Annotated in this window: 9 protein-coding genes; 3 read left to right on the plus strand and 6 right to left on the minus strand. The window is 37.0% G+C overall.

Going from position 1 to position 13,402, the window contains the following annotated elements:
• Positions 1 to 59 precede the first annotated feature (59 nt).
• Positions 60 to 1,028 carry a fatty acid desaturase family protein gene (locus tag WD048_07605; protein ID MEX0812068.1) on the plus strand — a complete coding sequence of 323 codons (969 nt, stop codon included), beginning with the start codon at positions 60 to 62 and terminating at the stop codon, positions 1,026 to 1,028.
• Here WD048_07605 and WD048_07610 read toward each other — a convergent pair.
• The 5 genes from WD048_07610 to WD048_07630 form a co-directional block, all read right to left on the minus strand.
• Positions 1,025 to 1,462 carry an SRPBCC domain-containing protein gene (locus tag WD048_07610; GenBank protein ID MEX0812069.1) on the minus strand — a complete coding sequence of 146 codons (438 nt, stop codon included), beginning with the start codon at positions 1,460 to 1,462 and terminating at the stop codon, positions 1,025 to 1,027. The two genes, WD048_07605 and WD048_07610, sit on opposite strands and share 4 nt — an antisense overlap.
• A gap of 90 nt (positions 1,463 to 1,552) precedes the next feature.
• Positions 1,553 to 1,858, minus strand: coding sequence for a hypothetical protein (locus WD048_07615; protein MEX0812070.1), 306 nt, complete (start codon positions 1,856 to 1,858; stop codon positions 1,553 to 1,555).
• Positions 1,859 to 2,311: 453 nt separating this feature from the next.
• Positions 2,312 to 4,207 carry an FG-GAP-like repeat-containing protein gene (locus WD048_07620; protein MEX0812071.1) on the minus strand — a complete coding sequence of 632 codons (1,896 nt, stop codon included), beginning with the start codon at positions 4,205 to 4,207 and terminating at the stop codon, positions 2,312 to 2,314.
• A 206-nt stretch (positions 4,208 to 4,413) separates the two neighbouring features.
• Complete coding sequence (locus WD048_07625) at positions 4,414 to 5,256, minus strand: restriction endonuclease (GenBank protein MEX0812072.1); 843 nt, start codon at positions 5,254 to 5,256, stop codon at positions 4,414 to 4,416.
• Between the two features lie 794 nt (positions 5,257 to 6,050).
• A complete protein-coding gene (locus tag WD048_07630; protein ID MEX0812073.1) occupies positions 6,051 to 10,214 on the minus strand; it encodes a hypothetical protein in 4,164 nt (1,387 codons plus the stop codon).
• Between the two features lie 422 nt (positions 10,215 to 10,636).
• Here WD048_07630 and WD048_07635 point away from each other — a divergent pair, with 422 nt between their 5' ends.
• The gene (locus tag WD048_07635) at positions 10,637 to 10,957 is read left to right on the plus strand and encodes a hypothetical protein (protein MEX0812074.1); all 321 of its coding nucleotides are present in this window, start codon (positions 10,637 to 10,639) and stop codon (positions 10,955 to 10,957) included.
• An 11-nt stretch (positions 10,958 to 10,968) separates the two neighbouring features.
• Here the strand turns inward: WD048_07635 and WD048_07640 are convergent, their stop codons facing one another.
• Positions 10,969 to 12,240 (minus strand): M28 family peptidase, encoded by a 1,272-nt coding sequence (locus tag WD048_07640; GenBank protein MEX0812075.1) that lies wholly within the window; start codon positions 12,238 to 12,240, stop codon positions 10,969 to 10,971.
• 339 nt (positions 12,241 to 12,579) lie between these two features.
• Between WD048_07640 and WD048_07645 the strand changes: the two genes are divergently transcribed.
• Positions 12,580 to 13,402 (plus strand): transposase (locus tag WD048_07645; protein MEX0812076.1); only part of this gene is annotated, 823 nt, incomplete at its 3' end.

Genomic DNA, 13,402 nt, shown 5'->3' on the forward strand with positions numbered 1-13,402 from the left:
GTTAAGCACTGCAACTTTTTAGTTCTTAGTTTTGTAAATTAGAAGAGTCAATCTACATTATGCAAGTCACAGATTATTTAAGCAAGGAAGAAATCAATGAGTTGTTGCAAAAGTCTGACTGGAAGGGCTTTGTGGAGCTGGCTACGACTTGGGGCTGGATTGCTTTTGCACTTGCTTTACCCGCTTTGTGGCTGAATCCTTTCACGGTAATCGTCAGTCTTTTTATCCTTGGAGGCAAGCAATTGGGCTGTGCCATTATTATGCACGATACTTCGCATTATGCTTTTTTCAATTCCAGGAAACTGAACAGTTTTTTTGGCAATTGGCTGGGCGGCTACCCGATTTTTCAAAATGTGGAAGATTATCGCCCTTATCATTTTAAGCATCACCGGAATACCGGCACAAATGATGATCCTGATTTGAATTTAACAACTGGCTATCCCACAAGCAAGGTCAGCATGTTGCGGAAATTCAGCCGCGATCTGGCAGGAGTCACGGGATTTAAAACCTTTTATGGAGTGCTTTTGATGCATTTCGGCTATTTGAAATACAACCTTGGCGGACTGGTGGAAAAGATCAAAGCCAAAAACCGCAATTGGAAATCCATGCTGAACCGCGCCTATGTGAAATTACGCGGCCCTGTTGTTTTTCACCTCCTGTTTTTCACATTGCTCTATGCCATTGGCTTTTGGTGGCTGTACCTGCTGTGGTGGGGTGCTTTTTTCACCACTTATAATTTTTCCTTGCGCGTGCGCTCCATTGCCGAGCACAGTGTTGTACCCAATCAGCTGGATCCTCAAAAAAATACCCGTACGACTTATGCCAACTTTATCGAACGCATTTTGTTTGCCCCGCATCATGTAAACTACCATGCAGAGCATCACCTGCTGATGGCTGCTCCTTCCTACAATTACCCCAAAATGCATGAGGTATTACTTAAGAAAGGGTTTTACAATGAAGGTTTGCTTGAGCCGAATTACAGGAGAATTGTTAAACTGGCTGTTAGTGGAAGTAATCCCGGCACTTAAACATTCACCTTCTCACACTCCCCTTTCAATGCCTCGTTCATCAATTCGAAGCCTTTTTTGGTGTCTTTCAAAATGCCGCCCATTAGTGGCACCAGGAAACCGCTGAAATTTTCACCGTGTACAAAGCGGGTTTGCTTTTCGCCTTGCTTTTCGAGCAGAAAATAGTGCTCTCCATCAAAAATTCCTTTGATGCCCAGCTTTCCTTTCCATCGGAATTCTTTGTTGGGCTCAAATTCTAAAACCACTGGTTTGAATGTCATTCCTTTTCCACCGGGTGCTTGCAGGAATACCGTCAGTTTTTCGCCTACTGCTTTTTCTCCCTTTATGGACTTTATCAAAGGATTCCAGGAGGGATGTTTTTCAAAATCAGTCAGTACCTGCCAGACTTTTTCAGGTTCGGCATTGATAAGGATTTCGGTTTGTATGTTTTTCATGGGTTGATATTAATTTCTTTTGAAAATAGGTAAAATTTTCTTTCTGGCACTTTAATATTATGGCTAAGCTCTAAATACGTGCCGGATTGGCTACTCCACCCCACAAAGCTCCCTTGCTTCTTCCAGTATTTTTCGGTGTCTTTTTTCACTGATTCCTATTTCGTTCAGCAGTTCTGGTTTTAAGTGCAATTCGGCACTCAAGACCAAATCCTTTTCAAGCAATTTGTTTTTCTCGTGCTTGTTCAATGTGGTAAGACAGGTAATGGGATGCAGGCCTGAAATATTGATCATGTCTTTGAGGCTACCCTGCTTTGGGTAATCCCAACCGATCAGTTTTAGTCCCGCACAATTGCCGTATTGCAAGGCATCATCCGTAAATCGGGTATTGTTTACCAACCAACCCTGGTGAAATTTTTCCTGATGCCCTTCTTCTTTTAGCCATTCCTTTTCAATGGCAGCAGTGTTAATATCCAGTATAGATTGAGGTATCTAAGCTGGAAAAAGAAACCTGTATCATCAGCTTCATCCCTGAAAGTACCATCACCATTATTAAAGTAAACAACCTCGGGGCAAGCCTCGGAGCACCCGCCTGCTTAGTCGGGCAGGTTTAAATCTCGATTATCGAGTAAAATTTATTCGCGTTGTTTTCCACTGTCAGGTAAAGGTCAATCCACTCTTCATTGTCATAATCAAAAATACCATCCTACGTGGGATAAATCAGGGAAACCAAAACAGCATTATGAACGATACTGACAGAATCGCTTACATAGGTTTAAGCCGACTATATGTAAGATATTGAAGAATACAGAGAAAACAAGTACAGCAATATAGGGCTTGATCAAGTCAATTTTAATCCACCAAAGACAATACCTTTACCACGTGACTTTGGTCGTATTCTATTTTTAAATAATAAATACCGGCTGCCAGATGATTGGGCAAGGATAATTTCTCTGTCGTCCCTGAATTTAACTCTTTTTTCCTAAAAAAGACCTTGAGAGTTCGCCCATAAACATCAAGTAATTTCATAGTAATCTCTTCATGCGGCCTCATTGACATATATTTTACCATTATCATGTCAGTATTAGTAGGATTAGGGTAAACAACAAAACTTTCTTTTAAAGTATCTTGATAATCGGCAGATGAAATTTGCGAATAACTACTCTCTTGAACAATATTTATATGCTGATTCGTAGCTACATCATAATATTCATCTATCACCATGCCTCCAGGCCAAATAACTCTGAGTGTATCGATATCAGTTATTTCAGATAGACCAAAATGAACTATACTGCTATGGTGTGAATTAAAACTTGAACCACCATCGACTTCCCGAATCAGTTTCCTGTTGTTAAAAATAACCTCTACCCGCGAACCATATCCATTCCTATTAGATAAAGTGCCTTCCAATGAAACCTTTAACCAATTTCCATCGCTAAATTTGTTTTCATAAATCATTGTATGACGCTGTCCGTTGGGCACATCAGTTATCCCCACAAGCAAGTCCATGTCTCCATCGTTGTCATAGTCTCCGCTTGCAAATGCCCTTGAAGTATATGGATCACCAAGTCCAACATCCGTAGAAATATCCTTAAAAGTACCATCACCATTGTTAAGGAATAATTTATTACTATCAAGCGTTGGATAGCCTTGTCCCCACCAAGTAATACTCCCATTGGCCACAAAGAGGTCTAAATAAGTGTCATGGTTATAGTCAAAGAATCCACAGCCCCAACCAAATCCATCTGTAGTGCCGTTATAACCTAAGTAACCAACTGTATCATTTTCTAAACCTGCGTTCAGCAGTTGATTGGAAAAGCTGTCATTATCATTTCTAAGCAATAAGTCATTACCAACATCCGATATATAGTAATCAAGATCACCATCTTCATCATAATCTCCACGTGCCGTTCCCATACCATCAATACCATAGTCAAATGCACTGGCTTGGCTAACATCTATAAATTGATCATTAGGGTAATCATTTTCGAAAAGACGATTCTCGGAATTCCCATTCAAATATCCGAAATCATTGGCGATTAGAAGGTCTAAATCATAGTCATTATCGTAATCCGTGAATAACACACCTAAAGAACAACCTCCTTCTACATCAACCCCAAGAGCTTTTGAACTTTCAGTAAATGTCAAATCTCCGTTGTTGATATAAAAATAGTTCTGAATTGTTGGGAATGTATCTGATGTATCAAATGGGAAGTAGATATCTACACACCAGTTTACTACATACAAATCCAGAAGTCCATCTAAATTATAATCACCAAAAGCTGCTGAGGAGCTATTTCCTCCTCCACTCACTCCAGCATCCATTGAAATATCAGTGAAAGTTCCATCTCCATTATTATACAACAGAAAATTCTGATCTGAACTTACAGTAGTGATAAAAAGGTCATTGTAACCGTCATTATCTATGTCACCAGAAACGACTCCCATGGTGTTGCTAGCACTGAGCACATCAACACCAGCAGAAATTGTAACATCAGTAAAAGTTCCATCCCCATTGTTTTTGTACAACGCATCTGGATTTGCCCCGCCTGTTAAATATAAATCAAGATTATGATCATTGTTAAAATCAAACCAAGCCGCTCCGCCCTGTGGGGTGTAAATAGAGTCTGAAAAAACGGCAACATGTTGAACCCCGAGTTGAGCAGATACTTCCGGGAAATATGCTTGTCCGAAAGCATTTGTACTAAGAAAAATACTAGCGAGTAATATATAAATGTTTTTTTTCATGACATTGATGTTTTAAATGCTAATTCAACTAATGTAGCAATTAATTATACAAAAATCAAAATGTTGGGCAGCTTTTTTATCTAATCAGGATTTCACTTAACTCAATGAAATTGAATGCGTTCCAGATGGAAGTGCTTTAATGTACTTACAAATTCTTAATCACACACAATCCCAATATAATTTTATTTCTAAATACTACTTCTCTGTTAATCCACCCCACAAAGCTCCCTCGCTTCTTCCAGTATTTTTCGGTGTCTTTTTTCACTGATTCCTATTTCGTTCAGCAGTTCTGGTTTTAAGTGCAATTCGGCACTCAAGACCAAATCCTTTTCAAGCAATTTGTTTTTCTCGTGCTTGTTCAATGTGGTAAGACAGGTAATGGGATGCAGGCCTGAAATATTGATCATGTCTTTGAGGCTACCCTGCTTTGGGTAATCCCAACCGATCAGTTTTAGTCCCGCACAATTGCCGTATTGCAAGGCATCATCCGTAAATCGGGTATTGTTTACCAACCAACCCTGATGGAACTTGCCCCGGTGGGCTTCCTGCTTGAGCCATTCTTTTTCAATGTCCTTAAACCTCGATTGGATATAAAGCGGAATTTTCACATCGCAATTGCGCCCCTGTGTATTGTGAAATTTGCATTCAATCATAAATTGCTGATCGTCTTTTTTGGCCAGCACATCTACCTCGTGCGCTACGCAATGTCCCTGTACAATCATGCCCACTTCCGTCTCGTAGCCCTGCTTGCGGAGAATTCCCCCTACAAACCTTTCAAATGGATAACCGCTTGGCCCCAGTTCCATAATGGCCTTTTTCAACTTATAGCGGGCTGCCGTAGGGCGTGAGCTTTTCCTGAGCAGCGCAAAAGCTTTTTTATAGATTTCCTTGGTTCCAATACCATCGTAAAGCAAGCCGTTTATTTCATTGATGACCTGCTGAATCACTTCTGCACTCGCTCCTGATTTTTCCAACGAATGCCTGAGCCTGTCCTCCTCAAAGTCAGCATTCTCGCCCGACATTTTTACGACTTGTATTTTTTTGCCCATATCCTACAAGTATAAGCGATTATCTCCAAATTTGTGCTGAAATTCTTTGCTACCAGAATGATGTAGTTCTATTAAAATAAGATCATTTATGGATAAAGGGAAAAAGTTAAATTTATGCGGGATAAGGGCATTCCCTATCGGGTCGGTCTATCCGCTCTATCTTTTGTGGCAGAGGCAAAGTGTTGCAAATGGGCTTTGGAAAGAGCTTCCGCTGGTCGCTTTCCCAAATCCCGCAACACTAAAATTGCCTCCGCCCCAAAAGGATGCCGCTCCTATACCTTATGCGGGTTTGCGTTTTCTAATTTCATTACGGAAATGGAGGGATTGCAAACGCCCTTCGAAAACCTTCAAGGTTTCTAAAACCTTGAAGGTTTGACTTCTCGACTTGACCGGGGATTCCCCGTACTTTACTAAGGGACATAAAGTCGGGGAATGACGGCTATCTGTTTTGCTGTAAAAACGTTGGTTCATTATTAAGACTTCCAAAGTCTTTGAGACTTGGGAAGTCTAACGCATGGAGATTTCCTTAGGCATCAAATTTGTCATGCAAGTCATCCTATGACTGGTGTTTATGGACTATTTAGGTCTTCAAAGACCCCGATTATTCATGGAGTATAGTCATAGGATGACTGGGTGTTTGTTCAATGGGAAACAGCTAAAACACCACCGTCATTCCAGAAAATTTTCCTTAGAAAATTTATCGGGAATCTCCATTCTATGGAAATGGAAATTATGTTTTGGGTGAAATATTGTGGGTAAGTAGTACTGATAAAGTCTATGCAGTAATTTTATAACTACGCCCTAAGCTTTTCATATTTTCTCTTAGCATCTTCAAATGATATATCAAGTTCTTTGTTGACCCAATACTGCTGCTCCATATTTTCAAAATTATGTTCCAAAATTTTCAGTGCTTGATCATCAATTTTTAGCACTCTTAAGAACTTCTTAAGCTTAAATTTCAACTTATAGAATTTGAATCTTTTATAACAGTAGGAGAAATTATTTTCATGTAGGCAAATTGAGTATAAAATGCTAATCGAAATTTGTTTAAGATTCTCAAATCGATCTCCTTGGTCGATTTCTGAACTGAAACCTAATTCATACAAATCAAATATAAGTGGTAGTGCTTTAGTAGTTTTCAAACTGTTAATACGACTATGATACAAGCCTTCTGGAATAGTTTTATCATTCTTTATAAGATTGATATAAAACTTAACTCCCTCAATATCTTGTAAAATCAATAATAGCTCTGCCCAGTTTTTTTTGGTATCTATATTCTTTTCATCTGCATACCCCTTTGAAACTATTCGATAGTAATAGTCTTTGTCAGATGACTGCTCAATTAGTTTTGTGAGCAAAGTAAACTTGAAATAATCAGTGATTTTATCAATCGAACTCTTAAGTTCATTCATGCTACCTTCTAATTCAATGTAACAGCTCAAAACATTATCTCTTACATTATACAATTCCCTATTTTCAAGATATTGAATCAGATATGGTGTAACTTCTTTTAAATTATTTGATTTACAAAAATCAATATGGTCTGATAAAACCTCATAATAAGAAATACCTTCTTTCAAGTTAGAGATCACTCTTTTTTTAATTAATTGTCTATCATCAACAACTGAGGAAACAAAATCAAAAACGCTTTGGTCTAATGAATAATTTACAGGCTTAAAAGATAACATGTCTAAGTAAAGACCAGTATCTAAGTCATTGATATTAAGTCGAATAATTAAATAGCAGAGTTTGTTTTCATTTTTGCCAAATTCAAAAGAACTTTCATCTATTTTAATACCATTTCTAAAATCAACTTTATTACTAAAATTCTCACACCATTCTTTTACATATTCTCTTTGACCTTCTGGTAGATGAATTTGATCTTCTTGTTTAAGGATATCGATAATCGAATTAATTGAAATTGACTCCCAATTTTCTTCAATACTACTCAGTACTTTTTTTCTACTTAAGTTATTTTTTTTGAAATAGAATACTTTATCGTAAACAAAAAGAGGATATGCATCTTCTGAAAATTTCGTTGTGTATATTTTATTTACATCTTCTTCATCAATGGTATCCTTACCTAATTCATCAAAAAACCTTTCAAACTCAGCCTTATACTTTTCTTTATCGAAACAAAGATCAAGTGATTGCTTCCTTTTTTCATTTAAAGATTTAAGTGACTTGCCGTAAACAGGTAATTCAATCTTTTCTTTTTCATTTACCAGTTTATTAAAGTCAACCAATAAACCTTTATTGTAATTATCCAAGTCATACTGAAAATCAACAATAACTTTTTTATCAATTTTTTCCTTTATGAATTCATTAGCAAAAAACTTTATAGTATCACCAGATGCTAATTTTGATAAGAATATCAAGGTTAAATAATTCAGTTGTTCTTGATTTTTCAGATACAGAAACTTAAAGGCATCTGAAGCCTTATTTATATTCCTAAAGAAGTGTGAAAAAATATTAAAATCATCAGTTAACAGATGAGATTTATTGTTGTTTATAATCTCAAGAACTGATTGAATCAATTTAGAGTTATCAGGAAATTTATTAGCAATTGAATCCAGAAGATCCTCAATTATATCTTTGAAATAAATGGAGTGTTGAATTTTCGGAAATTCAGTCTTAACTAAATCTGTAATCTTTTCATGTGACTCATACAATTTCACTTTTCTCAAGCAATAGACCAGTTCAGTATACTCACTTGTAATAATGTTTTCATCATTGTTGCGCTTACCACTAAGATGTTCTTCAATATATTTTATAACAAAATCAATATAATCATCTTGAAGAGATTGTCTATGTATTGCTCCATAAACTTCAATTCTTAAATCTGAACTTTCATGCTCACCATAACTTTCAATTATATAATCAAACTCACTTTTAGTTAATTTAAAGCACCTCGTATAAGCTACAAGCGAAGAGTAAATTAAATCGCTATTTTTAAGATATTTCTCAACTAAATCTTTTGATGTAGCTTTTAAACGAGAGTGATTCTCTTCTATATTATACCATGCCAATAGTTCAAGAGCATTTCTTGTTGAATTTATAGGGTTACTATTGTTTTTTAATTCTTTGAGTAAGAATTCAATTGTTTCTGAGCTATTTGAAAATTTAGTCAACTCGAAATAACTGAATATGTTCCAGGGGATTCTTCTATTTTGACTTTTGTAATTATTAAATACGGTTTTAAATAAGTTTAATCTCTTATTATCATTCAGGCTACCCAACTCAAACTGCATCAGTAATTGAGGCTCATTTTTTATTAACCACTTAATAAGTTTATCCTTAACAGGATTTGAGTCTTCAAGAATTTCAATTAAAAGACCAATGGTATTTATCCACTTGGGTATTATTTTTTTCGTTTTAGGAAAACAAATTAAACTCAATATGGTCTTGAAATCTTTTTGGGAAATAAACTCTGCAACTAAAAACTCTTGAATTAGATTATGGTTAAATGACCAGATTGAATTCGGGTCATCTTCTCCAAAAATATTATATCCAGAGTGCTTAATTAACTCTTTCTCTTTTGAACTAAAGTGCTCATGTATTTCTTTCCAAATACAACTACTAACTCCTTTATATTGTAAAAAAAACGCAAACTTTGTTATAACATCTGACATTGGTATTTCATTAGCAGCTCTATCACCACCATTATAATACCTTGAAATATCTTTTTTAATATTTTCTGTTATGATGTTTTGAAATAGTTCAGATTTTGATTTTGGTAACTCTTTCTTTTTTTTGAGCTCTTCTACAAGTCTAATTAAATAATAAGGTGAATTTAGTAGACTAGCAAAACCTTTATCTTCAATTTCTTTCGTGAAATTGTCACTTTCTTTTAATAATTGATTTTTAATGAAAAAATGAATTTCAACGCTACCCAACTCAGCTAATTCATAAGGATTGAATTTTTTTAATGTGCTTTCTTGTAATGACTCTTTACTTTGAGTTGAAATATCTGAGAAGTAGAAATTATTTCTACACGAAACAATAATTTTTGCCATTGTATAGTCTTCAGCAAAACTTAAAATCTGTCTTCTAACTTCTTGTATTTTTCCGGGTAGGACTTCATCTAAGCCATCAATAAGGACAAGCAACTCACTTTTTGGAATGTATTCAATCCCCTTAATGTAGTCTTCAATAGGTTTATTAGTATGATTCTTGAGTTTGATTAGGTGTGGGTGAAATTTACTTTCTTCATCACTAAAGTAGCTTGCAATATATTCCAGCTCTACACTTTTCCCATCTCCACCTTTGCCTAATAATGCTATTTTATTTTCATTCTCCAGAATATCTAATGACTTTTTAGCATCAGTGATAAAAAGCTGGTTAGATTTTATATCATTAACTTCTATGAGTTTTCTGCTTATGTATTTATCGGGTTTTTTATAGTCTTTTTTCTTGGGTATTTTACTTTGAATTTCATCTTTGCGTTTTATCAAACGCTCAATTATATTTTTAAACTCACCTCTAACTTCTGGTTCGTTTATTTCAATCGCTGGTTCTACTCCATATATTTTTTTATATAATTGAGATTCTAATACAAATAACTTATTAACATCATTATCAGGAATTAAATATTCTGAGGGAAAACCAAAAACTCTTTCTTCACTTTTCGCATTACTAAGAAAAGTGTCATCAGGATTTGATGGATTTACTTTTGGAGATAATAAGATAAATCCATCTGGATCATAGTTTGAATTGTGTAATTCAAATTTTTTTCTAAATATCTTATCAGCTTCTAGTTTGGTAGAATAATATTTACACTCAATAAAAATTTTTCTTTTCTTATTTTCTGAATCGTAAAACTCAACCTTAATATCGAATCCACTCTGAAATCCAGAACCATTATTTCTAACCAGTATATTAGTATATCCTATTTCTTTAAAAAGCTCTCTAAAAAAAGGGGCTACTATTTTTTCAAATTCAGAACCACTTAGACTCATTTATCAAACATATTTATTGAAAATCACTTCTATGGATAGTAAAGCTAACTCCTTATAAACTGATAATTGAATTTTTTAATTGATACTTTTAAACAAAAACCCTATGACTGCCAGAGTCACCACTCCCTAATGATTAATTCTATTATTTGATCTACTTTCCACATTCCAGTCATACGATGAGTTTGGTTCAAAATGGCGACTGTTCGGCCTTGATAGTCGTCCGATGACTATGGCTAATAGAATGCAGGGAAAATTAAGCCCTCCAAGTTGTTTAAGGACTACAGTCATCAGACGACTGAGTGGGCTTTACATCCCAAAACTGAATGTATTCTACTTTTGCTGATATCAGTTATACCAAGCTTATCATTCCTTAAAAAAACAAAAATATCACATATCTTTAGTTTCAAACAAAAATCCATTTTATGAAAACAATAGTTTTGATAGCAAGCATTTTGCTCTTTACAATCCCGAAACTCTATTCGCAGGAAACCATTATTATGCGCTCCTATCACGAAAAAAGAGGTGCTGATAACAGGATAGAGATTTATGGACCAGGAGAAAAATACAAAAGAATAGATATGGGAAATTGGAAAATATCCGATGACAAAGAAATACAGCTTCTGATCTCAAAGAAAATTGGGGAATTTAACAAGCAAGGTTACAAGCTCGTTTCATTTGAAGAAACATTGATAGATTATGCTCCCTACGTACTCTTTTTTACTTATGTTTTCACGAAAGATTAAGGTGTCTATTTTTACAGCTCCTCAACAAAACCCACCAATAACCTAAAAAAGCCCTCGTAACCGCCAAGCGTAAGGTTTTCGGGAATATCATGCACATCGTGGTAATGACCAGCTCCACCCAGTGTATAGATGAAAAAAGCAGGCACGCCATTTTTGTGAAACCAACAATGATCGCTGTTACATGACTCTCCCCTGATTTTTACCTGCTGCATATGCGCTTCCCTTTTGTTGATTTCCTGCAACAGATCAAAGCGTTTTTGATGCACGGATCCATTCACCACCTGTATGCCCTTATCGCCCGTACCACAAATGTCCAGGTTGATCTGAAACTTTATTTTACCCAAAGGCATGCGTGGGTTTTTAGTGTAATATTCAGAGCCCAAAAGGCCCAATTCCTCTGCACCAAATGCTATAAACAAAAAGCTGTAAGGGGGCAATGTGTCCAACTGCGCATAATGCCTTGCCAAATCCAGCATCAATGCCGTACCACTTGCATTGTCATTGGCCCCGGGAAAATAGGTCTCCGCCCCCATCCTGCCCAAATGATCGTAATGTGCACTTATTAAAATCACCGAATCGGATGTCCCTTGTAAATACCCGATTACATTCTGAACCGGGTAATTTTCCATCAGCTTAGTTTCAATATTGAGCTGGACTTTCTTAGCGGGCTTGTCTTCACCGCTTTTCAATATTAAAGTAGGCCTGGCAAACTGCTTTTGGGAAAGGTGCCATGTCAGTTTTGAATCATCGAAAATCAGAGTGCCCAAAGCGGGATTGTCAGCGGCATATGTCAATACATCCAGGCCTTCTTCTATTTCTTGCTTTTCCTCTTTACCGTATTCCTTTTTGGAAGGCAATACACCTATGAATTTATTTTTGGAAGCACTTATTTGCTTATAAAATGCTTCTTTGTCCAGGAACAAATCCCTGTCGATATAATTGATCTTAAAACTACCTTCGATTCGGGGAGAACCGGGTTTCACAATAAAATCTTCACCGGGATTTAATTCCTTTTTGCCCAATTTCACTTCCATTTTTCCGGGAAAAGTATTCACCGGAACTGTATATTCCTGCAGGTAATTCCCAGCTGCTTTTTCCAAGCCCAGGCGCTCGAATTCCACAGCGATATAGTCGGCTGCTATTTTCATTCCATCCTGCACATAGCCCCTGCCGTGCATTGCTGGCGAACACAGGGTGTCTATTTGATTGCGGGCATAGTCAATATTTTGTGCAAGTCCAAAATGGCATAGCAATACAAGTAAAGCGGTTTTTAAAATTTGCATAGGATGATGTTTTTAAAAAACCAAAAAATAATCGAATAAGCCAATAGCTTCCTAAGAAACTGTCCTTTAGTATTGCAGTGAAGTAATAATGGAAACATAGTTATTATCATTATCCATAAGTTTTCTTTTTGCTTCTTTTTCTTTTGTTGATTTTGTAACATAATTGTGGAAAACATAAAAATAGCGGAGGTGAACTATTAAACTGTCAAGGTTAAAGCCCTATTGTCTGAAGTAGTCCTCCGCTATTTCCAGATCAAGCACTACGTAGAAATTGAGGCTTAAAGGCCTACTAAAGGACAAAGTGCCAATCTGATTTTTTAACCAAAAATAGGAAGAGCAATGTACAAATTTTTCATTGGAGTCGATGTAAGCAAGTCGTGGATTGACGTGGCCTATCGGGTAACCGGAAAAACCAATTACCTGGGCCGATTCCCAAACTCAAAAGAGGGGTTTGAGCAAATGGTCGATGGGCTGGGCAAACATACGGGGCAAGCCCCCTCGGTGTGGTTCGTCTGCCTGGAGAATACCGGCAGCTACTCCAAACCGCTGTGCAGGTGGTTGTGGGGCAGGAACATCCCGTACAGGGAAGAAATGCCGCTTCGCATCAGTAAATCCATGGGGCTTTCAAGGGGCAAGAGCGACAAGTATGACGCAAAGGACATCTGCACCTATGCCTATCAGCGCAGGGACGAGATACAGGCCGATGTGCCGGACAACGGAGATTGCACAAAACTGCGCAAACTTCTTTCCAGAAGGGCATTTCTGGTAAGCAAGAAAAAGGCCACCATTAACAGCCTTGCAAACCATAAGCCAGACCTGGATGCCGATACATATGCTTTGTTCAAGCAGCACAATGAACAGCTGGTGGAACTGCTCAGCCGGCAGATAGCCGAGATCGAGGAACGTATCAAGGAAACGGTCAAGCAGGACAAGGAGATCAAGGAGAACGACCAACTGGGCCGTTCCGTGATAGGTGTCGGCCCTATCATCTCGGCCTCCATAATTGCCTTTAGCTCCAACTACAGCCGTTTCAACAATTCCCGTGAAATGGCAAGTTACCTCAGCATTGCCCCGTACCCCAACCAATCGGGGACCTCCAGGAAGGGGAAGGACAAGGTGCACCCATTTGGCAACAAGTTCATCAAGTCCCTGCTATCCAATG

The sequence above is a fragment of the Chitinophagales bacterium genome (assembly GCA_040877935.1).
In the GTDB taxonomy this organism is placed as follows: domain Bacteria; phylum Bacteroidota; class Bacteroidia; order Chitinophagales; family CAIOSU01; genus JBBDNB01.